A 23,131-nucleotide genomic window follows, 5' to 3' on the forward strand; every position below is an offset into this window, starting at 1 on the left:
AAGATTCAGCGGGGCAAATACTTAAACTGTTTTCTGAGGGTAATGGTTCCTTCACTTGGAAAATCTTTTGGAACCCCTTGTGTGACTTTTCCCAAAGCTGCCCATTCAGCTCCCCGTTGTAAAGTTACCTGAAACCCAGTACACTCCATAGAATATCTAAGTTCAGGGTCATTTCCAGCATGGCCCATAACTGTGACAAATACTCTTCCCTTGCCATAATTCACAGTCCACAACATGGGTTCATGTCTTCCCGTGCCATCCAATTTAGGGTCGTCATAAGCAGTGGCCAATACATCCAAGTGCTGTGCAGGACCTCGGGTTTTCCCATAAAGTTCATCCTTAAAATGTTCCCATACGGGTGGAAGGCCTTTTAAAATAGGATGATCGGGTTTTCTATGCACTATAGTAAAAGGGTGCTGTAGGGCATGGTGTCCCGCATTGCCAGGAGCATAATCATAAACAATCCGATCATTCTGCCAATACACATAGGGACCATCTTTCTCATTTCTCCCGTTCCAGGCTCCCAACCCAATCATTTTATTGTATTCCAACCAGTCATCCATAGATACAATAGAAGAATGTACAACCACCACCCCGCCCCCTTGCGAAACATATTTTTCAAATTTTTTCCGTGTAGCTTCAGCCCATGTTTTTCCACTATAGTTTATAACCACCAAATCGTATTGGTCAAAATCTGGATCAAAACCTGAGATGTCCTCATCCCAATTGGGTGTGGTCGCTATATCGACCGAAAAAAGTCCTGTGTTCTCCAATATCTGTTTTAATGCATCGCTACTGCCCTTCCACCAATGGTTTCCGTCCTGTCCCGTAACCACCATGGTCTTGATGGCTTTCTGGGCCGATGCTTGGTAAATACATCCGAAGACCAGTAATGTATACAATAGGGTTTTCCTTAAAATTTTCATGGGCGTTGATTTCTTAATGTGTTGTAAATGATTTTTAACATGGCTCCTTCCTCATCATCGGCTTCATAAGACCAGTACATACCGCCTCTTAAGCCTCTATTTAATATGAACTGGCATTTTAGTGCCAAGGATTCAGGAGTCTCGAAAGTATAGATCATTTCTCCCCTAGAGTTGACTAAATAGGAAACTTTGGCGTCCTCATCCCATTTGACCTTGTATTTGGTTTGCCGCAATAGACTTTTGTAATCTACTTCCCCAATCCTACTGCGATCGCCTTTGCCGTAAAGCGGCATGCCCATAACCAATTTATCAAGAGGCACGCCAGCATTTAAATGGGCATTTACCGCTTCTTCGGATGTAATATTTCCAGTTAATTTAGACCGGTATAGTGCCGAATGGTGATTGGGCGGCATCCCCATATCATAGGCCATGATATTCACAAAATCCACATAGGGCATAATGTCTTTAAAGTTGATGTATTCTCCAGAAGCTACCGAAGCTAAAGTCAGTAATTTATGTGGACCTATGGCATCCCTAATATCTTTCATCAACAAAGTAAAGTTATCCGTATCATCAGGGGATGCTGATATTTTTGCCAAGCTGCTTGTAGGATATTCCCAGTCGATATCTATTCCATCCAGACCAAATTCCTCCACCACACGTTGACAATCAACCGCAAACTGCTCTCGATTATTCTTATTGGCAGCCATTTCGCTGAATCGACCACTTCCCCATCCACCAATGGACAGCATTACTTCCAAAGACGGAAATTCTTTCTTTAACCCAACTATATCCCGCAAACGCTCCTCATTATCAATGCGAACACCATTAAAACTATCAGTAACATGACCAAAAGCGTAATTGATGTGGGTTACATATGCCGGGTTCGGAAAGCCTTCTTTCCATGAGGTAACGTATGCCACCACTACTTTTTTATCGAACTCGATACTGTCATAAAACCAAGTCACCCCAAGATGGTTACCTTCTTCATCCACTGTGAACACATTATCTTTAAAATAGGCGCGATAGAGTTCATACCTACCATCAGCATCACGGTCCTCCAATTGGATTTCCCGTTCCGTGGAAATGGTAACCGATGAGGTATACTGTACCTCCTTTGAATAATGATCCAAGATTACATAGTAATTTTTAAAAAGATCAAAATATGGGTAGTGTCCATTATGGGCGCTAAAAAGCAAGACTTCTTCCAAAGCTGTATCGCTATCCATCTGTGCCAGTTTTGAAGCGTGGAGTCCAAAACCTGATTTTTGAATCTCAGGAGGGTATTGATCCCATATTCGGGGTAGACTTGTTGTGGCAAATTGCCCCCATCCAATGGAAGATGTGGACAATAGCAGCAAGCAAATAACTAGTCTTATCATTTTATGTGTTGATTTGATGGTTTCGGAAATACAACCAAGACCTATAATTTAGAACTGAAAAATACAACATGGGTGGTGCAAAATCCACTGCGATTTTGTTATAAATCCAGAAAAAACCGATGGTCAATAGTTTTATCCTTGATAATACAGACTAGTTTGGTTTTAAAACATATAACCCAGAAAACGAATCATATGAAACAACTTTGGACAATTACCGCCAAAACTGTTTCACCTTTGCCTAAATTTAGAGTTGAAACCAGCATTTCCCAAAATGAAAATCTTCAAATTCTTCAGCTATTTCTTTTGTTTGCCAGCCACTTTTGGATGGGCCCAACAACAAGCTCCACAAGTTGAAATACATAATGAAAATATCACTGCAGCCCTTTACCTCCCTAACAAGGATAAGGGATATTACCGCGCTTCCCGGTTTGATTGGGCTGGAGTCATTCCTAAATTGGAATATAAAGGACATACCTATTTCGGACAATGGTTCAAAGATTATGACCCTCTATCGCACGATGCCATTATGGGCCCCGTTGAAGATTTTAAGGCTGTAGGTTTTGAACAAGCCAAGGCAGGCGAAGTTTTTTTAAAGATTGGGGTGGGTTTACTAAAAAAGGATGATGGAAAAAGTCATTCATTTTCCAAAACCTACGACATTATCGATTACGGCAAAAGAAAAGTCAAGGTGCGAACCAATGCCGTTACGTTTCATCATGAGATAACTTCTGAAGGGTATTCGTATAACTATGAAAAAAAGGTGAAACTCATCAAAGATAAGTCCCAATTGGTTTTGCAACATCGATTTAAAAACACCGGAAAACTACCTATTGAGAGTTTGGTGAACAACCATAACTTTTTTGTGATGGATGGCATCCCCATTGGTCCGGGATATTCTGTGATTTTTCCGTTTACGCTAACCGACAAGGATGGTGTCCCTTATGCTTCATCAGCGGAAAAGACCGGTTTAAAGGACTATGCCAAAATTGAGGGCAATAAAGTGGTGTTCACCAAAGAACTTATTGATGATTTTGCACAGATTCGTCCGGCTTTTGGTTATGACTCCAATGACCCGAAGGATTACGACATCAGACTGGAAAATAGGGAAGCTGGAATCGGGGTGAGGATCACATGTGACCAACCCATATCCTCCTTAGCGGTTTGGTCGGCACCACAAACGATTTGTCCCCAACCTTACATTAATGTAAAAGTAGCTCCTGATGAGGTATTCACATGGACAATAACCTACACGTTCTATACCTTGTAAAGTTTAAAAGGTGTAGGTAACCCCAATTTTTCCGTAATAATTTATACCGTTGGCAGGATAATAGTATCGCGGCAGATTTCCTCCAAACCCAACGGCATTGATCAATACCGATCCTGCATAATTGGTATCGAATACGTTATTGACCCCGGCATTGAACCCCAACTTTAGGTTCTTGTTCATGGCAAGGCTATATCTGGATGAAACATTGATCACATTATAGGATTCGCTGGAAATTGTGTTGGCATCTGTGAGAGGTATATCATCTACATATTGATGGGACAGATTAAATACAAAGCCGCTATCATGTACTAGATCCAAACCAGAACTGATTCTGTTTTTTGGCACACCTGTAAGTGGGTTTCCACTGAAATTGGAATCATCGTCAACAAAATCCACAAAACTATGGTCGCTCAGGGTATAGCTCAAGTAAGGGGTCAATAAAAATGCATTGGATACCGAAATGGCATATCTGGCATCCATTTCCAAACCTTGATGACGAGTTTTCCCTGCGTTGGTTCCAATATATTGGTCTTCTCCGACCCGTTGGGCCACCAAAAGATCATTGATACGCATTCTATAAGCTGTGGCTGAAAGCTGCAGCGCTTCATTGAACAACCTAAATTGTCCACCAAATTCGTAGTTTATACCCTTTTCCTGTGAAATGTCCGGGTTGATAACACCTTCCGGAGTTAATGTCTCCTCCAAACCGGGATTGGAGAATCCCCTGCTCACATTGGCATATAGGGTACCATTTTTCAATCGGTATTGAAGTTCCAAGCTAGGTAATAGGATTGCATCAAAATCACGTTGGGCAGAAGTATTGGCCTCGCCAGCGTTGAACAAATCCCTAAAATCATACTTCGTCTTATTAAGACTTAACCCTATTTGGGCTGTTAGGTTCTTCTCCAAAAGAAATTCAAAAGTGCCAAAAAGATTCAATTGTCTTCTAAACTCCATATTATTGCTCAATCTATCACCCTGTACACTACCATTGCCCTCATTGTCCCTGAACAAATTTTGAAAAGTGCCCCAATGGTACTCATCCTTGTAAATTTCAGTTCCGAGGGTAAAATTGCCCATAAGAAACTTTCCATCGAAAACAGACCTAAGACCAAATCCGTTGGTAAATTCATCCAAAATATTAAATGGACGAGGCTCATAATGGTCCAAGTAGGTATAAAAAATACTCGTCTTGTTTCTTAGAACCGAATTGAACTCATACGTATGGGTCACCCCGGCCAAAGTATATTTATTGGCCTCAAATCCTTCCGCAGCCAACCAATTTCCGTCCGCATTTGTGGGATTCTGTTCAAAATCGGTTTGATTGAGTGAGCTTGGGATTCCGGCGGTATAATCAATATAATTAAGTAAGAAATCCAACTTGCTCCTATTCCCCAAAACCACAGAAGACGAAAGCAAAAGACCATCCCTTTCAAATTGATTGTTCTGCCTGTAACCCTCCGTTTTCAAATGATTATAGCTAAGACTCAGGTTAAAATTCTTTTCGGAATGCCTAAAGGCCAAATTGTTCTTGAACATTTCATATGAACCTACGGTAAGGGAGTTCACTAAAAACGTTTTCCCTACTTCAGGGGCCTTTGTATTGAGTATGATGGCTCCTCCCAGATTCGACCCAAAGGAAGATCCCTTGGGACCCTTTATGATTTCGACCGCTCCCACATTCTCAAGATCGTATGCTTCTATGGTAGAAAAACCGGTTCCGTTGGTCACAGGGATGTTGTTAAAATACAATCGAAGCTTATCGGTTCCATAGGGTGTACGCGCCCCAACGCCCCTAATGGTAATTCTGTTCGTGTTCAGTGCACCGGAAAGTAAATACACCCCAGAAATTTGGTTCATTGAAGTGGCGATATCCAACGGACCAAACTTTTCAATATCCTTCAATCCAATGGAACTGGATGGTGTTATGCCCACCGCCCTTTTTTCTATGCCTTGTTCTATGAGCACAACTTCTTCCAAGGCGTTCAAGGAATCTTGTTGGGCATTCTGACCAAAGACCAAGGATAGGGAAATAACGTAAAAAGTTAAAAAAAGAGAGGTTTTCATTTTAGGTTCACCGTTATATTATCTGCTAAAACAAGTAAAATTATAAACTTTTTAGGGCAATCATTTTTTTTCGGGCAAAATAACAATTTGTGCATTTTTTGATACAATCTGAAGGAGTATAGATTCTACAGGGGTTTGTAAAGAAATGGAGAGATCATCGACCTACACCAAGCCCTCCTTATAAATTCTTAAATTCGGTATTTAAGGGGAGGGTTATTGTCGTTGGCCCACGGTATTGGGACGTTTACAGAAAAGTATGACATTTCATCTTTTCACCAACCTATAGATTAGGGCATAAGGGCTATCTTTGAGCACGCCCAATTATGGGCTTTTGTGGTATTTGCTATTCATTAATACTCATGAAAACAAAACATATTGTTTACACCTTGTTGGTTATCGGATTGGGCGCTCTTATTGCCTACAGAATCAAGTCCAACAACGAAGTTAAAATTTCTGGTCCAACAGCCCCTGGAATCACTACCGTAAAAGGAATGATTTTAAAACCCAAGGCTTTCAAGGACAATATTTCCATTTCCGGTACTTTGGAAGCCAATGAACAGATTGATTTACGCAGCGAAATCTCCGGAGTGGTCGAAAGCATCAATTTTAAAGAAGGAAGCCGGGTCTCCCAAGGTCAGATTTTGTTCAAAGTGAACGATATTGAATTGCAAGCGCAGTTGTCCAAGGCCCTTACCGCAAAAAAATTGGCATCCGAAAATGAACGGAGAGCCAAGTTACTTCTGGAAAAGCAAGCCATAAGCCAAGAGGAATACGATATTGCCAGTGCCGATTTTCAATCTGCCAATGCAGAGTCTGAATTAATCGCCGCACAATTGTCCAAGACTACTGTCCGTGCACCTTTTTCAGGAACCATAGGCCTTCGTGCCATTTCCAAGGGAACTTATGTGACGCCTTCCACGGCCATTGCCAAATTGGTGAATACCGATGAGTTGAAAATAACATTTTCAGTTCCGGAAAAATATGCCTCCCAAGTACGGGTGGGCACTGTACTTTCCTTTACCACATCGGACTCCAAAGAAGAATACAAAGCCACCATTTATGCCATTGACCCTGAAGTGGACATCGCCACCAGAACGTTAAGGATGCGGGCTAAAATGGACAATAGGGACAAAAAACTCTATCCAGGGGCCTATGCCAACGTAAGTCTCCCTTTACAGACTTTGGATGATGCCCTGTTAGTCCCTTCAGAATCTTTGATTCCTGTTCAAAATGGGAAAAAAATCTTTGTACTTAAAGATGGAAAAGCCAGGGAAATAGATGTGGAAACTGGTTCCCGAACCGGAAAAGCCGTTCAGGTCCTATCCAATTTACATCCTGGCGACACTGTGTTGACCTATGGGGTAATGGCACTCAAAGACGGAGCCCCTGTCGAAGTTGTTTTGGAAGATTTTGAACCCTTGACTGCTGCACAATGAACCTTTCAACCATAAGCATAAAGCGACCCATTCTGACCATTGTGATGAACATTTCCATCATTCTGTTCGGGATAATCGGCTACACATTTTTGGGGGTTCGGGAATTCCCATCCATAGATCCCGCTATGGTTTCGGTACGGACCAGTTATTCGGGTGCCAATGCGGATATCATTGAATCGCAGATTACCGAACCCTTGGAAAAGGCAATCAATTCCATTGATGGCATTCGTAATATTACCTCCTCCAGTGTACAAGGTTCCAGCTCCATCAGTATTGAATTTGATTTGGACAAAAATTTGGAAGATGCCGCCAATGATGTGCGGGACAAAGTTTCGCAGGCGGTCCGTAGCCTTCCTGATGATTTGGACGCTCCCCCTGTAGTATCAAAGGCTGATGCCGATGCACAGCGTATCATTTCGATGACCGTGCAAAGCGATAACAAAAATATTCTGGAACTCTCCGATTTTGCCGAAAACGTTCTTGCCCAGCGCATAGAGACCATCCCAGGAGTAAGTAGTGTACAGATTTGGGGGCAACGGAGGTATGCCATGCGGCTTTGGATAGATCCCTTAAAGCTTGCTTCATACGGACTTACCGTGGCCGATGTAAGAAGCGCGCTATTGGCCCAAAATCTGGAGCTTCCGTCCGGAAAACTGACTGGAAAAAATACAGAGTTGACCGTAAAGACCCTGGGGAACCTCAATACCGAAGAGGAATTCAACAATATCATCATCTTGGCCGATAGTGAAAAATTGGTACAGCTTAAGGATATTGGAAAAGCAAGTCTCGAAGGAGAGAACATGGAGACCAAAATGAGCGATTCGGGACAACCGATGGTGGCCATCGCCGTGGTTCCACAACCCGGCACCAACTATCTTGAAATCGCAGATGCTTTTTATGAAGAATACGAAAGACTGAAAAAAGACCTTCCTGCAGATTTTAAGCTAAATGTGGTCATTGATGATACCGTATTTGTAAAAAAAGCCGTAACCGAAGTGGCCGAGACCATTTTGATATCCATTGTGTTGGTCATCTTGGTCATCTATCTATTTTTTAGAAACTGGTCCATGGCACTCCGACCTTTGTTGGATATTCCCGTTTCCTTGATCGCCACTTTCTTTTTTATGTGGTTGTTCGGTTTTTCCATTAATGTTTTGACCCTATTGGCCATTGTTCTGGCCACAGGACTTGTGGTGGACGATGGTATTGTGGTCACTGAAAACATCTACAAAAAAGTGGAAGAAGGGATGAATCCCATTGAAGCAGCAATAAAGGGATCCAAAGAAATCTTTTTTGCGGTGATTTCCATATCCATAACCTTGGCCGCAGTGTTTTTGCCTGTAATCTTTTTGGAAGGATTCGTAGGGCGCCTCTTCCGGGAATTTGGTGTAGTCCTTGGTGCAGCGGTAATGGTATCGGCCTTTGTTTCCTTGACCCTTACCCCTATGCTGAACGCCTATTTGACCAAACCCGGAAAACAAAGTAGATCCCGTTTCTATCAAGTCACAGAAAAATATTTTGTGGCCATGAACAAATCCTACGCCGAGCTATTGGGTAAATTCATGAAACGAAAGTGGCTCAGTTTTCCCATCTTGTTTGGCTGTATTGGACTCATTGTCCTGTTCTATTCACTATTGCAGAAAGAAACTGCACCATATGATGATCGGAGTTTTGTTAGGCTTAGCGTAACAGCACCCGAGGGGTCTTCCTATGAATATATGGATCAATTAATGACTGGAATCACAGAACTCATAAACGATTCCATTCCGGAAAAGAAAGTGAGTTTGGTTCTCACCTCTCCTGGGTTTGGAACATCTTCGGTAAATAGTGGTCGTGCCAACGTGGCCCTTGTAGACCCCAGTGAGCGGGAACGTTCCCAAAAAGAAATTGCAGATGATCTAGGCAGATGGGCCAAGGCCTTTGTAGGTGGAAAAACCAACGCATCAGAACGACCAACCATTTCAGTGAACCGTCGCGGGGGACCTCCCATCCAGTTCATCATTCAAGCAAAGAACTTTGAAAAATTGGAAGAGAAGATACCCGAGTTCATGGCTGAAGTGGAAAAGGACCCTACATTTTCTTTTTCCGATGTCAACCTGAAATTCAACAAACCCGAGCTCTACGTATCCATAGATCGTGAAAAAGCAGAAAGCTTGGGGGTATCGGTCCGTGATGTGGCCCAAACGCTGCAATTATCGCTAAGTGGCCAACGATTTGGGTATTTTTTGATGAACGGGAAACAGTATCAAGTTATAGGGCAGTTTGACAAATTGGATCGTGATGAACCCATGGACCTCACCTCAATTTTTGTGAAAAGCAAGGATGGTCTTTTGATCCAGCTTGACAATTTGGTCACCACCGAAGAACACAGTAGCCCACCCCAATTATTTCACAACAATAGATACATGTCTGCCACCGTCTCCGCCAGTTTGGCCCCGGGCAAAAGTATTGGGGATGGGATAGACGCTATGAATGCCATTAAGGATCGTGTTTTGGATGAAACGTTCACCACCGACCTTGGTGGAGAGTCCCGGGACTTTGTGGAAAGTAGTTCCAACACCATTTTTGCCTTTGGTCTGGCATTTTTGTTGATTTTCCTGATTTTGGCAGCACAGTTTGAAAGTTTTATCGACCCATTCATCATTATCCTTACCGTTCCCATGGCCGTAGCGGGAGCCATGTTCTCACTTTGGCTTTTTGGGGAAACCTGGAATATTTTCAGTCAAATTGGAACCATCATGCTTATTGGATTGGTGACAAAGAATGGTATTCTCATTGTAGAATTCGCTAATCAACTACAAGAAGATGAGGAACTTACTAAAATGCAAGCGATTATGAGGGCTTCGGAATCACGTTTGCGCCCCATTCTAATGACCAGCTTGACCATTGCACTAGGAGCCCTGCCTATTGCACTTTCACTAGGTGCTGCATCGGCCAGTAGAACAGGTATGGGAGTTGTGATCATTGGCGGAACCATGTTCTCTTTGGTACTTACTCTATTTGTAATCCCTGCTCTATATTTAATGTGGTCCAAGAAAAAAGTAATCCGACCAGAATTCAAAATCCTTGAAGCATCGTAGTATGGGGATTTATTTAAGATTTTATATCCTTTTATGTGGGTTGGGTGTTGGCTTCTTCGGAACGGCCCAAGAGCTTCTGACGGTTGATGAAGCAGTAAAGATTGCCTTGGAAAACAACTATCAGGTAAAAATGGCCCGAAACGATCTTAAGATGGACGAACTTTCGGTGAGTCCGGGACAAGCAGGAATGCTTCCAAAGGTCGATGCCAACGTTGCAGACAACAATAGTCGACAAAATTTGTCCCAGGTTCGTTCCGATGGTACCGAGGTGGAACTTGATAATGCCAAGAACAGAAACCTAAATTATGGGGTGGCATTGGAATGGACCATCTTTGATGGGTTTCGCATGTTTGCGAACCACGAACAGCTCAAAGAAAATCAAAAGTTAGGCGAAGCGGAATTAAAACAAGTTGTTCTTAACAAGGTTGGCGAGGTATTGGTCACTTACTACGATCTAGTACAGCAGCAACAACAATTGTCTGCGTTGGACAGTACCTTGATCATATCCGAACAACGGGTGGAACTGGCTCAAAACCGTTTTACCATTGGGAAAGCCTCAAAATTGGAAGTGCTCAATGCGCAAGTGGACCTGAACACCGACCAGACCCAAATGCAACGCCAACAAGAACTATATAAAAACACCAAGATTCTATTGAACGAGCAATTGGCTCGGGACCTAAAAATGGATTTTGTGGTAGCGCCTGAAATTTTTGTAGATCAAGCCTTGATTCTTGAAGAGCTCGAAAACAAGGTGGCAGTAGAGAACCCCCAATTGCAGGCAGAGATTATCAATAAAAGGATTAGCGAACTACAACTGAAACAGATAAAAGCATCACGGTACCCTTCCGTTTTTGTATCTACGGGGTACAATTTTGGCCATACCGAATCTAGTTTGGGCTTTACCACGAGTTCAGATTCCAGGGGATTTAACTATGGCTTTGGGGCCACCTTGAACCTTTTTGATGGGTTTAACCAAAATCGCAATGAAAAGTTGGGGAAAATGGCCGTGGAAAATGCGGAAATCGCCATTGCACAGCAAAAGCAATCCCTCATTGCCATGGTGGGCACCACCTATCAAACTTACCTGACCAACATAAGCCTTATTGAACTGGAGGAAAAAAATGAAACCATTGCCAAGGAAAACCTGGACATCACGGTTGAGAAATACCGAATTGGTATTATTCCCACCATTGAATTCAGAACGGCTCAATTAAACTATATCAATGCCAGGGTAAGGCACAGTAATGCAAAATTTCAAGCCAAAGTATCCGAAATCATCTTAAAACAACTCGCCGGAAATCTGGACCTATAGCATTAAGGCATATTTTCCAAACGATAATGCAATTTGGTGCGGTGAGGTTTTTACAAAAGAATTATATTTGTGCCCCTCAACGATTACCCAATACAATCGTTGTTGAAAAGCCGGCCCACGTGGTGGAATTGGTAGACACGCTACCTTGAGGGGGTAGTGTTCGTAAGGACGTGCTGGTTCGACTCCAGTCGTGGGCACAAAGCCGCAACCATGTTGCGGTTTTTTTTATCCCATCTTTTCTCATTTATTTTTTACCCAAAACTATATCAACGTTCAAACTTCTTCCTTAAATTTTATGGGTAAAAAATAGGTCAATTCGGTTAAAATTGTAAATTTGTTTAATGTTTTTACTTAAAAGATGAACAACGTAAAGAAATCTTTCAGTATTCGGGATATGGAAAACCTTTCAGGAATTAAAGCCCATACCATCCGTATTTGGGAGAAAAGATATAAGCTCTTCACGCCTGAACGTACTGATACCAACATTAGAACCTATAACATTGTAAGTCTTCAGAAACTGTTGAACGTAACGCTGTTATACAATCACGGATACAAAATTTCAAAGATTGCAAAACTGGAAGAATCCCAAATTCCGGATTTGGTCAAGGAGATTACGGTCAAGGATAGGGAAAATGACCATGTAATGAACCACCTGAAAATGGCCATGCTCAATTTTGATCAAACCCTTTTTCTGAAAACATATGACAGTTTGCTGTCTGAAAAATCGTTTAGTGACACATTCAATGAAGTCTTTATCCCATTCCTGAATGAATTGGGGCTACTTTGGCAAACAGACACCATTAGTCCGGCTCACGAACATTTCATCAGCAATCTCATCAAACTAAAAATTTACAGCAACACGGAAGCCCTTCAAATGGAGAAAGTTTCAAGGGATGATCATATTTATGCACTTTATCTCCCAGAAAATGAAATCCATGAACTTGGGTTGTTGTATGTCAATTACGAAATCATCAACAAAGGCTACAAATCCATTTACTTGGGCCAAAGTATGCCTTTGGAGAGCTTGATGGACTTGGTAAAGTATTATCACAAGATAGATTTTATCTCCTACTTTACGGTGGCTCCCACCAAAGACGAAATCTCCGATTATTTCAATCGGTTCAAAGAAATTATGAAACTCCCCTCTGACTCCAAGCTACATGTTCTGGGGCATCAGATACAGGAGCTATCGGAAGACGATCTTCCCAAAAACGTAAAAACGTATGGTTCCATTGCCCAATTAATGGAATCCATATAACGCTGCTTTACCCATGAAAAAGGCCATTGTCATAGGATCCGGTTTTTCCTCACTCTCAGCAGCATGCCATTTGGCCAAAGCAGGGCTGGATGTAAGCGTTTTTGAGAAAAACAGCACTATTGGCGGTAGGGCTAGACAACTGATAAAAGATGGGTTCACTTTTGATATTGGTCCTAGTTGGTACTGGATGCCGGATATATTTGAAAAGTTCTTTGCCGATTTCGGAAAGCAAACCTCCGATTACTACCAATTGGACCGCTTAGATCCAGCCTACAAAGTTTTTTTTGAGGAAGATACCCTATCCATTGGCGATAGTATGGAAAAGATATGTGAAGAATTTGAACGCATAGAATCCGGAAGCAGCCAACATTTAAGAAATTTTATTTCAGAGGCGCAAGAGAATTACAACATAGCCATAAACAAGGTGGTGCTTCGGCCTGGACTTTCACCAATGGAATTGGTTACCAAGGAGACCGTACTGCGGGTAGATCAGTTTTTTAAGACCATCAGTCAAGAGGTCCGTAGACAATTTAAAAATCCAAAATTGGTTGCAACCCTGGAATTTCCTGTACTTTTTTTGGGTGCGAAGCCCAGCAAGACACCATCATTCTACAATTTCATGAATTTTGCTGATTTTGGTCTTGGTACATGGCATCCCAAAGGAGGTATGTATGAAATTATCAAGGCCATGAAAAGTTTGGCCGAAGAACTAGGAGTGAAAATACATACCGATAGTCCTGTGGCCAAAATTTTGGTATCGGATAAAGAAGTCATTGGAATACGTAGCAATGGCAAAAACCATATTTCGGACTATGTTGTTAGTGGAGCGGATTATCACCATTCCGAAACTTTGCTAGATCAGAGATACCGTCAATATTCAGAGGCTTATTGGGAAAAGAAAACCTATGCACCCTCTTCCCTACTCTTTTATATCGGTTTTCGAAAAAAATTGGACAATGTTGAACATCACAATCTTTTCTTTGATACCGACTTTGAAAAGCATGCCCAAGAGATTTACGATACCCCCCAATGGCCAAGTGAACCCTTGTTCTATGCCAATTTTCCATCCATTACCGATACCACAATGGCTCCCAAAAACTGTGAAACCGGTTTCTTTTTGGTTCCAATAGCCCCTGGGTTGGAAGATACTTCCGAGCTTCGCGAGCAATATTTTGATATTGTAATGGATAGATTTGAAAAACGCACCCAACAAGAAGTAAAAAATTCTATTATATTTAAGGAGAGTTTCTGTGTAAACGATTTTGTGGAGCAGTACAATTCCTATAAAGGAAATGCTTATGGTTTAGCCAACACCCTGCGGCAAACTGCATTTCTGCGACCCAACCTCAAAAGTAGCAAGGTGAAAAATTTATTTTTTACCGGTCAGCTTACTGTTCCGGGACCGGGAGTGCCCCCTTCACTAATCTCTGGAAAATTGGTAGCTGATCTAATCACTAAAAAACTTTGATCATGAAGACTATTTTTGATGATGTTTCGTACAACTGTAGCAAAATTGTTACACAATCTTACAGCACTTCCTTCTCTTTGGCCACCAAGATGTTGGCTCCATCCATTCGCTCAGACATCTACAACATTTATGGTTTTGTGCGTTTTGCCGATGAAATTGTGGACACCTTCCACGAGTACGATAAAGAAGCACTTTTTAACCGGTTTGAAAATGATATGGAGCATGCTATTACGGATAGAATCAGCCTAAATCCTATCCTGAATGCTTTTCAGCATACCTATCATACCTACGATATTCCTTTTCATTTGGTGGAATCGTTCATGAACAGCATGCGCATGGACCTAACCAAAAAAACCTACGAAACTTTTGATGAATATCGAGAGTATATCTATGGATCAGCGGATGTGGTAGGTCTTATGTGTCTATGCGTTTTTGTACACGGCGACAAGGAAAAGTATGAAGAGTTAAAAGAATCTGCCATGGCCTTGGGCTCTGCTTTTCAGAAAATAAATTTTCTCCGGGACCTCAAAGCAGATTACGAACACTTGGATCGTACCTATTTCCCCAACACCAACTTGACAGAGCTCGATGAAATCTCCAAAAAGAGAATCGTGAATGAGATTAAGGCAGATTTGGCAGTAGGATATTCAGGTATCATAAAATTGCCGGAACAAGCCAAGTTTGGGGTCTATACTGCTTATCGGTACTACAAAAAATTACTCCAAAAGTTACAGGGAACACCCTCCTTGGAAATCAAAAATACCCGGATTAGGGTTCCCAACTATCAAAAATTTGGACTTTTGGCACATTCGTACCTCAACTATAAATTACAATTGGTATAAATGAAACTAGCGCTTTGGATACTTGTTTTCTTGTCCACATTCTGCTTTATGGAGTTTATGGCTTGGTTTACGCACAAATATGTGATGCATGGCTTTTTGTGGAGCCTTCATAAAGATCACCACAAAAAGGACCACGACTCTTGGTTTGAGCGTAACGATGCTTTCTTTATTTTCTATGCCGTGGTGAGCATGATACTCTTTTATCTGGGCAACTATACCTCGTTTTGGTATGGCTGGCCATTGGGTTTTGGAATTCTAGCCTACGGAATTGCTTACTTTTTGGTACACGACATTTTTATACACCAACGCTTCAAGTTGTTCCGAAATGCCAATAATTGGTATGCCAAAGGGGTTCGAAGAGCCCATAAAATACATCACAAACACTTAGGCAAAGAAGAAGGGGAATGTTTTGGAATGCTTCTTGTGCCTTTCAAGTACTTCAAACGGCAAACTACTCCAAAATAAGCTGGTCTACCAAAGTCCTTGTTTTATCCGAATTCCAGTTGGCAGCTCCTTTCTCATCGACCACTATTTTTCCAGACTTACTAATGATGTATGTAGCAGGTATACTTTTGGACATCAATTCCTTGGGAATGGACGAAACCTGAAAATAGATTGGTAGTCGATATCCTTTCTTTTCGATGAATTGCTCCACCTTATCCTTGTCATCGTTGGCCACAAAAGCAAATACAACTTCATCTTTATAATCCTCGTAAAGCTCTGCAAAGCTGGGAAGCTCGGCAACACAAGGAGGACACCAAGTGGCCCAAATATTTACCACGACCACCTTACCTTCAAAAGATTTGAAATCAGTATGTTTTCCTTCAACATCAACCAATCGCCAATGGTAATCCGCCAATGTTTTTTGTTCTTCCACCGATACCACATCGGCACTAGCTGATATAAATTTGGTTACCCACACACGAAGGTGAAACCCAACCGGGGTAAAAAGTATCAAAGCAATGGCCAATAGCCATATGCCATTACTAATTTGCTCTTTGGAAACTTTCATTGGGTGTTATTCTGCTATCAATTCATCCAATAAGGTGTACACCTTTTTGTTGCTCCAATCTGCTATTCCTTTCTTATGGATTACAATATTTCCTGATTTATCGATCAAATAAGAAGAAGGAACCTCCTTGGAATCCACGGGCATTTTTTCTCCAATGATCAAGTACGTCAATGGAAACGTAAACTCGTGCTCTTCCATAAAAGCCTCTACTGGAGGTCTGTTTTCATTGGTGATGATGTAGAAGTCCATTTTACCCTTGTACTTGTTATAAAGTTCTTGTATGCTGGACAGTTCAGCTTCGGAAGGTAATCGCCATGAAGCCCAAAAGTTAATGAAAACCACATTCCCTTTGGATTTTTCAAAATTGAAAATGTTCCAATCTGCATCCTTAAGCTTCCAATCGTAATCGGTTATTTTTTCCCGCTCGGATTGTTCTATCACGGGAGGTGACATGGCCAGCATTTTGTTAAGCAGGATTTTGCCATAATACCCCAAAGGGGTAACAAAAAAGGAAAGTACAAACAGAATCAGTACAACATTAAGAACAGTCTTTTTACTGATTTTCATTCCGAGGGATTTGGTTAAAATTAAAAACTCCTGATATTTCAGCAATATCAGGAGTTTTCTTGAATTATCTTAAAAATAGTTTAAGCATTCTCCTTTTTGATCAGGTTCAGGGCAGACCCCTCATTGAACCATGCTATCTGTGCATTGTTGTAGGAGTGATTTACCTTGATGGTATCCTTGCTGCCATCTGCATGCACGATTTCCAAGGTCAAGGGTTTGTCTGGAGCAAACTGATCTATATCCAAGAAGTTGAAAGTATCATCTTCCTGAATAAGGTCATAATCGTTCTCATTGGCAAAAGTAAGTGCCAACATCCCTTGCTTTTTCAGGTTGGTCTCATGTATCCTGGCAAAGGATTTCACCAAAACTGCCGCAACACCCAAGTGGCGTGGCTGCATGGCCGCATGTTCCCTTGAGGAACCTTCCCCATAGTTGTGGTCTCCCACTACAATGGTCTTTATCCCTGCTTTCTTATACTCACGTTGGGTATCAGGTACTCCTCCGTACTCCCCAGTCAACTGGTTCTTGACAAAATTGGTTTTTTGGTTGTAAGCGTTTACTGCTCCAATCAAAGTGTTGTTGGCAATATTGTCCAAATGTCCCCTATACCTTAGCCAAGGTCCGGCCATGGAGATATGATCGGTAGTACATTTCCCAAAGGCTTTGATCAACAGTTTCATGCCTTTCAAGCTTGCTGGAGTAATGGGCTCAAACGGCTCCAAAATTTGCAAACGTTCCGAGCCGGGTGCTACAATGACATTGACTCCGCTTCCATCTTCAAGTGGGTCTATATAACCGTTGTCCTTTACTTCAAAACCTTTTGGTGGCAATTCCCATCCTGTTGGCTCGTCCAACATAACTTCTTCTCCATCTTCATTGATCAATTTATCTGTCAATGGATTAAAATCCAAACGACCGGCAATGGCAATGGCCGCAGTCATTTCTGGTGATGCTACAAAAGCATGCGTATTGGGGTTTCCATCGGCACGCTTGGCAAAGTTACGGTTGAAGGAATGCACGATACTGTTCTTTGGAGCATTTTTGGGATCTTCATATCGTGCCCATTGACCGATACATGGTCCGCAGGCATTGGTGAAGATTTTGGCATCCAATTTTTCAAAAATCTCAAGAATCCCGTCTCGTTCTGTGGTATATCTAACCTGCTCCGAGCCTGGATTGATACCAAACTCTGCCTTGGTTTTCAACTTTTTGTCCAATGCTTGTTGCGCAATGGATGATGCTCTTGACAAATCTTCATATGAAGAGTTGGTACAAGAACCTATCAATCCCCACTCCACTGCCAAAGGCCATCCGTTTTTCTCGGCCTTTTCGCGCATTGTTCCTACTTCAGTAGCCAAATCCGGGGTAAAAGGTCCGTTCAATAATGGCATCAATTCAGATAAATTGATTTCAATGACTTGGTCAAAGTACTGTTCGGGGTTGGCATATACCTCAGGATCTGCCGTTAAATGTTCTTTTACTTTATTGGCTTCATCAGCAACATCTTCCCTATCAGTTGCTCTTAGGTAACGCTCCATGGACTCATCATAACCAAATGTAGATGTAGTCGCTCCAATTTCTGCACCCATGTTACAGATGGTTCCCTTACCGGTACATGACATAGAAATTGCCCCTGGGCCAAAATATTCAACAATGGCTCCTGTTCCTCCTTTTACGGTAAGGATTTCAGCCACTTTAAGGATAACATCTTTTGGTGCTGTCCAACCAGATAGCTTTCCGGTCAATTTTACACCAATCAACTTAGGAAACTTCAATTCCCAAGCCATTCCTGCCATAACATCCACGGCATCTGCACCACCTACACCAATGGCTACCATTCCCAAACCACCCGCGTTTACTGTATGGGAGTCTGTTCCAATCATCATACCCCCTGGGAATGCATAGTTTTCCAATACCACTTGGTGAATGATACCCGCACCAGGCTTCCAGAACCCAATACCGTATTTGTTGGATACCGAACCCAAAAAGTCGAATACCTCGCTACTGGTCTCGTTGGCGTGCTTCAAATCTGCCGCAGCACCTTGTTTAGCTTGAATCAAGTGATCACAGTGAACGGTAGTGGGCACTGCCACTTTATCTTTGCCTGCTTGCATAAACTGAAGCAAGGCCATTTGCGCCGTTGCATCTTGACAGGCTATTCTATCTGGAGCAAAATCAACATAATCTTTTCCTCTGGTAAACTTCTTGGTCGGGGTTCCTTCCCATAAATGCGAATACAATATCTTTTCAGCAAGGGTCAAAGGCCTTCCTACCAATTCCCGGGCCTTATCCACACGTTCCCCCATGGAAGCATAGACGCCCTTAATCATGTCAATATCAAATGCCATTCTACAATCGAGTTTTTAAGATTTTAGTAATTTGGTAAATTTACTAAAATACCTACGATTAAAGAATTAGAATTACCCTAAATAAATAGGGAAGATTTGATATTTATAACAATTTGGAGATAATTTTTTCCTCTGAAATGCCTTCTGCTTCGGCTTTGTAGTTTTTTAGAATTCTGTGACGAAGAATTCCCAAGGAAACAGCTTTTACATCCTCGATATCGGGTGAAAACTTGCCGTGTATGGCAGCATGGGCCTTGGCGGCCAACACCAAATTTTGTGACGCTCTTGGCCCGGCTCCCCAATCCACATAATTATTCACGAAATCCGAAGCTCCTTCGAGCCCCGGCCTTGTTCGGTTGACCAATCGTACCGTATAATCGATTACGTTGTCTGGAACAGGTATCCTCCTCACCAAATGCTGTACCTCAATAATTTCATCCGCACTGAAGAGGGTCTTTAGTTTTACTTCGTTGTCCGTTGTAGTGGTCTTGACCACTTGAATCTCTTCTTCTATGGATGGATATGTGAGTTCAATGGCAAACATAAAACGATCCAACTGTGCCTCTGGCAAAGGATAGGTCCCCTCTTGCTCTATCGGGTTTTGAGTAGCCAATACAAAATAAGGCCTGTTGAGTTTGTATTGTTTTCCTGCTATGGTCACAGCTCTTTCCTGCATAGCTTCCAAAAGTGCCGCTTGGGTTTTGGGAGGTGTTCTGTTGATCTCATCGGCCAGGATAATATTGCCAAAAATGGGGCCCATGATGAACCTAAAGTTCCGATTTTGGTCCAATACTTCGCTTCCCAAAATATCACTGGGCATTAGATCAGGGGTAAACTGGATTCGCTTAAAATCCAATCCCAAGGTTTGGGCAATGGTATTTACCATTAAGGTTTTTGCCAATCCTGGAACGCCTATCAACAACGAATGCCCCCCAGTATAAATGGAGAGCAATATCTGTTCGATTACCTTTTCTTGGCCCACAATGACCTTGGCAATCTCATTTTTTAAAGCCTGATGTTTTTTTACAAGATTTTCAACAGCTGTAACGTCCGACATGCATCTATTCCTTTACCCAGTTGTTTGCAAAATCGCAATCCTTATTCTCGGTGTTTACATGGATATAGGTGTCCTCGATATGCTCGTCCATCCATTCTTTTATGGCCTTGAACTGTTTTTCCCTGAGGGCCAACTCTTGTATTTTTAGATAGTCTTTTGCAAAATCCGCTTTGTGTTCATCATACCTATTGGATATTTTCATGATCTTATACTTGGGCGCTCCTCCTCTGGGATTATCTTCCCTGAGCGGTCTTGAAATTTCTCCATCTTTAATGTCCCTAACCTGATTGTAAAGGGTAGGGTCCATTTTGGTCAACTCAAAACGGGAATCAAAATTGATGGGGTTTCTCAAAAGACCACCATCAAACTTGGTCTCCTTTTCATCTGAAAAATTCAAGGCCGCATCGGCAAAGGTATACTTGCCATCCAAAATTTGTTGTCGAATGGTATCGAGTTCCTTTACAGCAGCATCAATTGCACTTTGGGGTATTTCGGGAATCAATAGAATATGTCTCAAATCCAGTTCCTGTCCCCTAATTTTTTCTATATAAATGATGTGATATCCAGCATCGGTCTCGAACGGCTCTGATATTTCTCCTTCCTGAAGGCTGAAGGCTATATCTTTAAATTCTTTATAAAATCCTGTTTCACGTGTTATACTATAAAATCCACCTTTGGATTTGGAACCTGGGTCTTGGGAGTAAAGGATGGCCTTTACATTAAAACTGGCATCGTTTTCCTCAACATCTTGTTTTATTTGCTTTAGCCTATCTATCACCTTCTGCTTTTCTTCCTCGGATGCCGTAGGCTGCTTAACAATCTGCGCAATCTCAAGTTCGGCACCAAACACAGGTCTTTCATCCTCAGGGATTTTATAGAAAAACTGGCGGACTTCCTCCGGAGTCACCTCAATTTCCTCAACAATCTTGCCCTGCATTTTCTCGGACAACATATTAAGCTTGTTGATTTCGAATAGTTCCTGTCTAAAGCTTTCGATATCCGTTTTCTTATAAAACTTCAACACCTTCTCCATAGAACCTACCTGGGCCACCAATTGCTGAATCTGTCTGTCACTTTGCGCATTGACCTGATCATCGGAAACCAACAAACTGTCCTGAACGGCCTGATGGGCATACAATCTGTCCTCCATAAGTTTTCCCAAAAGACTGCAACGGGTAATATCTTGCGTTGAAGCTCCTTGGCTCTTCAGATCTATCAATGTTTTGTCGATATCAGATTCAAGAATTACATAATCCCCAATTACAGCGGCAATTCCATCCAACTTTACTTTGTTGGAAGTGCTTGTGGTATCTCGCTTGGTGCCAAGGGCCTCATCGGTATCCTGTGCATTTGCAATCCCGAATGCGGCAAAAAATGCCAAGGTGCAAATAACATTAATCTTTTTATTCATAAACCTCAAATTCTTTCTTCTTAATGGCTTCATCTATGATTTCGGTTTCCAGTTTTTTTATGTAATTCAATCGCCGTCTGTTCAAAATCAATTGGCGTATATCAGGCTCAATATAATCAAATGGAGCTGTATCATTGACTTCCAGAACGTTGGTCACTATTCCCAAATATACTTCTAAGGAGTCTTGTAGCTCAAAAAATTGTGATTTTTTTAAGTATGATCCTTCATTTGATGGGGTTAGCGGGGGGATTACCTCTACCACCCTGGACGCACTTACCCAAATGGAATCGTTAAAGTGTATTTTCTTGAATTGTACCGCAATAGAGTCCAGATATCTTTTATCGGATTCTTTCCAGTTCCGGATCTTGGTCCTAACCCCATCAATATCCAAAAATTGACTGGGCATACCCACGAACCTAAGCTGTACAAGCTTTTCATTGAGCTTAAAATTTTCCTTTTCCTGTTCGTAATAGTTCATTAACTGTGTACGGGTGATAGCGGTATCCTTGGATTGCAGCACCAATGCCTCAATATAGGCCCTAGTGTATAAATCCGTACGATAGTCGGAAACCAAACGATTAAACTCGGCCAATTTCTCTTCAGGAAGATTTATTTTTGATTTGGTCAGCAATAATTGTTTGGACGCCCAATTGTTAATGTAATTGGTCACGAACAAGGTACTGTCCTCTGGAGACATATCATCTTGGATCAGAGTGGCTATATCTTCTTTGTACAAGAAAGTGTCACCTACTCGAGCCAAAGGTTCTTTTTCTTCCTGTTCCTTAAAAAAAGAGCTGCAAGCAGAAAATGAAACCACAGCCAAACAGCAAAGCAGGATCAGAATATTTTTTTGGAGCGAATGCATTTCGCAAAAATAACAATTACTAAATCCCTCACAAGCAGGTTGCTTTCCCATTAACAGATTTTTAGTAAGGGGCAAAGAAAGGATAATTTAGTATATTGGCGCAAACCAGATGGAATGAAGTATACAACAGAAGTTACTGTGGACCTTCCCCGTGATGAATTCATTAAAAAGCTGGATGATCCAGAAAATATGAAGCATTGGCAAAAAGGTCTTGTTAACTATGAACATCTTTCCGGAAACCCGGGCTTGGAAGGGGCCCAAATGAGCCTCAGCTACAAAATGGGAAAACGCGAGCTGGAAATGGTGGAAACCATTATAAAACGTAACTTGCCCGAAGAACTTCATACCATTTATGACGCAAAAGGGGTTCACAATATTCAAAAGAACTACTTTGAAGAAATGGATGGCAAAACCAAATGGATTTCGCAAAGCGAATTTCAATTCTCTGGGCTGGGCATGAAAATTATGGGTTTTTTAATGCCTGGTGCCTTTAAAAAACAGTCTTTAAAATATATGGAAGATTTTAAGGCCTTCGCCGAAAAAGGAATCTCTGTTCTTGACTCATAAGATGGAAAAAGCATTGAATACAAAAATAAAGGCCATCTGGGATTTTAGAGGTCCCAACGCCGCCCATACCGCTGAACACTTCAGAAAACACTTGGAAGAATTTGCCCTTGCCGAACAAGTGACCTTCCATAAAATGGGAGTTGAACATTATAGCCCATCGCACAGTATTGTCTTTATGGTGGTTTCTGAAGACCATGTAAAAAAAGTACGCAGCCTTCTTAGGCCCAATCGCGGAGAGAGATACTCGGAAACTTAGTAAAATTAAG

The 23,131-nt window shown here is 41.8% G+C and carries 19 protein-coding genes and 1 tRNA gene; 11 read left to right on the top strand and 9 right to left on the bottom strand.

Annotation, left to right across the window (positions count from 1 at the left end; all coding sequences use genetic code 11):
* Positions 1–5: 5 nt before the first annotated feature.
* Positions 6–926, bottom strand: a complete 921-nt coding sequence (locus ACP14V_RS11620; protein ID WP_272610989.1) for a ThuA domain-containing protein — start codon at positions 924–926, stop codon at positions 6–8.
* On the bottom strand, positions 923–2,308 hold the full coding sequence (locus ACP14V_RS11625; RefSeq protein WP_272610988.1) for a glycoside hydrolase family 18 protein: 1,386 nt from the start codon (positions 2,306–2,308) through the stop codon (positions 923–925). The genes ACP14V_RS11620 and ACP14V_RS11625 overlap by 4 nt, the downstream gene beginning before the upstream one ends.
* 271 nt (positions 2,309–2,579) lie before the next feature.
* Here ACP14V_RS11625 and ACP14V_RS11630 point away from each other — a divergent pair, with 271 nt between their 5' ends.
* Positions 2,580–3,575 carry a hypothetical protein gene (locus ACP14V_RS11630; protein ID WP_272610987.1) on the top strand — a complete coding sequence of 332 codons (996 nt, stop codon included), beginning with the start codon at positions 2,580–2,582 and terminating at the stop codon, positions 3,573–3,575.
* A 3-nt stretch (positions 3,576–3,578) separates the two neighbouring features.
* Here ACP14V_RS11630 and ACP14V_RS11635 read toward each other — a convergent pair whose 3' ends face one another.
* Positions 3,579–5,642 (bottom strand): TonB-dependent receptor family protein, encoded by a 2,064-nt coding sequence (locus ACP14V_RS11635; RefSeq protein ID WP_272610986.1) that lies wholly within the window; start codon positions 5,640–5,642, stop codon positions 3,579–3,581.
* Positions 5,643–6,001: 359 nt separating this feature from the next.
* On the opposite strand from ACP14V_RS11635, the gene ACP14V_RS11640 reads away from it, so the two are divergent.
* The 8 genes from ACP14V_RS11640 to ACP14V_RS11675 all read left to right on the top strand — a co-directional run bounded on the left by ACP14V_RS11640 (position 6,002) and on the right by ACP14V_RS11675 (position 15,503).
* Entirely contained in the window at positions 6,002–7,078 is a 1,077-nt protein-coding gene (locus ACP14V_RS11640) for an efflux RND transporter periplasmic adaptor subunit (protein WP_272610985.1), read from the top strand.
* A complete protein-coding gene (locus tag ACP14V_RS11645) occupies positions 7,075–10,158 on the top strand; it encodes an efflux RND transporter permease subunit (RefSeq protein ID WP_272610984.1) in 3,084 nt (1,027 codons plus the stop codon). Before ACP14V_RS11640 ends, ACP14V_RS11645 begins: the two co-directional genes overlap by 4 nt.
* A gap of 1 nt (position 10,159) precedes the next feature.
* Positions 10,160–11,470, top strand: a complete 1,311-nt coding sequence (locus tag ACP14V_RS11650) for a TolC family protein (protein ID WP_272610983.1) — start codon at positions 10,160–10,162, stop codon at positions 11,468–11,470.
* A gap of 113 nt (positions 11,471–11,583) precedes the next feature.
* Positions 11,584–11,667 (top strand) — tRNA-Leu (locus ACP14V_RS11655).
* Positions 11,668–11,828: 161 nt separating this feature from the next.
* Entirely contained in the window at positions 11,829–12,728 is a 900-nt protein-coding gene (locus tag ACP14V_RS11660; protein ID WP_272610982.1) for a MerR family transcriptional regulator, read from the top strand.
* Positions 12,729–12,741: 13 nt separating this feature from the next.
* A complete protein-coding gene (locus tag ACP14V_RS11665; RefSeq protein WP_272610981.1) occupies positions 12,742–14,196 on the top strand; it encodes a phytoene desaturase family protein in 1,455 nt (484 codons plus the stop codon).
* Between the two features lie 2 nt (positions 14,197–14,198).
* Positions 14,199–15,038, top strand: coding sequence for a phytoene/squalene synthase family protein (locus ACP14V_RS11670; protein WP_272610980.1), 840 nt, complete (start codon positions 14,199–14,201; stop codon positions 15,036–15,038).
* Positions 15,039–15,503, top strand: coding sequence for a sterol desaturase family protein (locus ACP14V_RS11675; RefSeq protein WP_136567265.1), 465 nt, complete (start codon positions 15,039–15,041; stop codon positions 15,501–15,503).
* Here ACP14V_RS11675 and ACP14V_RS11680 read toward each other — a convergent pair.
* The 6 genes from ACP14V_RS11680 to ACP14V_RS11705 all read right to left on the bottom strand — a co-directional run bounded on the left by ACP14V_RS11680 (position 15,490) and on the right by ACP14V_RS11705 (position 22,349).
* Entirely contained in the window at positions 15,490–16,050 is a 561-nt protein-coding gene (locus ACP14V_RS11680; protein WP_272610979.1) for a TlpA family protein disulfide reductase, read from the bottom strand. The genes ACP14V_RS11675 and ACP14V_RS11680 overlap by 14 nt on opposite strands.
* Before the next feature lie 6 nt (positions 16,051–16,056).
* Positions 16,057–16,617 (bottom strand): TlpA family protein disulfide reductase, encoded by a 561-nt coding sequence (locus tag ACP14V_RS11685; RefSeq protein WP_272610978.1) that lies wholly within the window; start codon positions 16,615–16,617, stop codon positions 16,057–16,059.
* Positions 16,618–16,697: 80 nt separating this feature from the next.
* Entirely contained in the window at positions 16,698–18,965 is a 2,268-nt protein-coding gene (locus tag ACP14V_RS11690; protein WP_136567262.1) for an aconitate hydratase, read from the bottom strand.
* Between the two features lie 103 nt (positions 18,966–19,068).
* Complete coding sequence (locus tag ACP14V_RS11695; RefSeq protein WP_136567261.1) at positions 19,069–20,022, bottom strand: AAA family ATPase; 954 nt, start codon at positions 20,020–20,022, stop codon at positions 19,069–19,071.
* A 4-nt stretch (positions 20,023–20,026) separates the two neighbouring features.
* The gene (locus tag ACP14V_RS11700) at positions 20,027–21,433 is read right to left on the bottom strand and encodes a peptidylprolyl isomerase (RefSeq protein ID WP_272610976.1); all 1,407 of its coding nucleotides are present in this window, start codon (positions 21,431–21,433) and stop codon (positions 20,027–20,029) included.
* Positions 21,426–22,349 carry a peptidyl-prolyl cis-trans isomerase gene (locus ACP14V_RS11705; RefSeq protein WP_272610975.1) on the bottom strand — a complete coding sequence of 308 codons (924 nt, stop codon included), beginning with the start codon at positions 22,347–22,349 and terminating at the stop codon, positions 21,426–21,428. Before ACP14V_RS11705 ends, ACP14V_RS11700 begins: the two co-directional genes overlap by 8 nt.
* Positions 22,350–22,412: 63 nt before the next feature.
* On the opposite strand from ACP14V_RS11705, the gene ACP14V_RS11710 reads away from it, so the two are divergent.
* Together ACP14V_RS11710 and ACP14V_RS11715 are read left to right on the top strand one after the other, a co-directional pair.
* Positions 22,413–22,865, top strand: a complete 453-nt coding sequence (locus tag ACP14V_RS11710; protein ID WP_272610974.1) for an SRPBCC family protein — start codon at positions 22,413–22,415, stop codon at positions 22,863–22,865.
* A gap of 1 nt (position 22,866) precedes the next feature.
* Entirely contained in the window at positions 22,867–23,121 is a 255-nt protein-coding gene (locus ACP14V_RS11715; protein WP_136567257.1) for a hypothetical protein, read from the top strand.
* Positions 23,122–23,131 lie beyond the last annotated feature (10 nt).

The organism is Flagellimonas alvinocaridis, assembly GCF_965248585.1.
GTDB lineage: Bacteria > Bacteroidota > Bacteroidia > Flavobacteriales > Flavobacteriaceae > Flagellimonas > Flagellimonas alvinocaridis.

Coding starts and splice junctions, on each gene's coding strand:
- ACP14V_RS11620 (WP_272610989.1), bottom strand. CDS start 926: ATGAAAATTTTAAGGAAAACCCTATTGTATACATTACTGGTCTTCGGA.
- ACP14V_RS11625 (WP_272610988.1), bottom strand. CDS start 2,308: ATGATAAGACTAGTTATTTGCTTGCTGCTATTGTCCACATCTTCCATT.
- ACP14V_RS11630 (WP_272610987.1), top strand. CDS start 2,580: ATGAAAATCTTCAAATTCTTCAGCTATTTCTTTTGTTTGCCAGCCACT.
- ACP14V_RS11635 (WP_272610986.1), bottom strand. CDS start 5,642: ATGAAAACCTCTCTTTTTTTAACTTTTTACGTTATTTCCCTATCCTTG.
- ACP14V_RS11640 (WP_272610985.1), top strand. CDS start 6,002: ATGAAAACAAAACATATTGTTTACACCTTGTTGGTTATCGGATTGGGC.
- ACP14V_RS11645 (WP_272610984.1), top strand. CDS start 7,075: ATGAACCTTTCAACCATAAGCATAAAGCGACCCATTCTGACCATTGTG.
- ACP14V_RS11650 (WP_272610983.1), top strand. CDS start 10,160: ATGGGGATTTATTTAAGATTTTATATCCTTTTATGTGGGTTGGGTGTT.
- ACP14V_RS11660 (WP_272610982.1), top strand. CDS start 11,829: ATGAACAACGTAAAGAAATCTTTCAGTATTCGGGATATGGAAAACCTT.
- ACP14V_RS11665 (WP_272610981.1), top strand. CDS start 12,742: ATGAAAAAGGCCATTGTCATAGGATCCGGTTTTTCCTCACTCTCAGCA.
- ACP14V_RS11670 (WP_272610980.1), top strand. CDS start 14,199: ATGAAGACTATTTTTGATGATGTTTCGTACAACTGTAGCAAAATTGTT.
- ACP14V_RS11675 (WP_136567265.1), top strand. CDS start 15,039: ATGAAACTAGCGCTTTGGATACTTGTTTTCTTGTCCACATTCTGCTTT.
- ACP14V_RS11680 (WP_272610979.1), bottom strand. CDS start 16,050: ATGAAAGTTTCCAAAGAGCAAATTAGTAATGGCATATGGCTATTGGCC.
- ACP14V_RS11685 (WP_272610978.1), bottom strand. CDS start 16,617: ATGAAAATCAGTAAAAAGACTGTTCTTAATGTTGTACTGATTCTGTTT.
- ACP14V_RS11690 (WP_136567262.1), bottom strand. CDS start 18,965: ATGGCATTTGATATTGACATGATTAAGGGCGTCTATGCTTCCATGGGG.
- ACP14V_RS11695 (WP_136567261.1), bottom strand. CDS start 20,022: ATGTCGGACGTTACAGCTGTTGAAAATCTTGTAAAAAAACATCAGGCT.
- ACP14V_RS11700 (WP_272610976.1), bottom strand. CDS start 21,433: ATGAATAAAAAGATTAATGTTATTTGCACCTTGGCATTTTTTGCCGCA.
- ACP14V_RS11705 (WP_272610975.1), bottom strand. CDS start 22,349: ATGGGAAAGCAACCTGCTTGTGAGGGATTTAGTAATTGTTATTTTTGC.
- ACP14V_RS11710 (WP_272610974.1), top strand. CDS start 22,413: ATGAAGTATACAACAGAAGTTACTGTGGACCTTCCCCGTGATGAATTC.
- ACP14V_RS11715 (WP_136567257.1), top strand. CDS start 22,867: ATGGAAAAAGCATTGAATACAAAAATAAAGGCCATCTGGGATTTTAGA.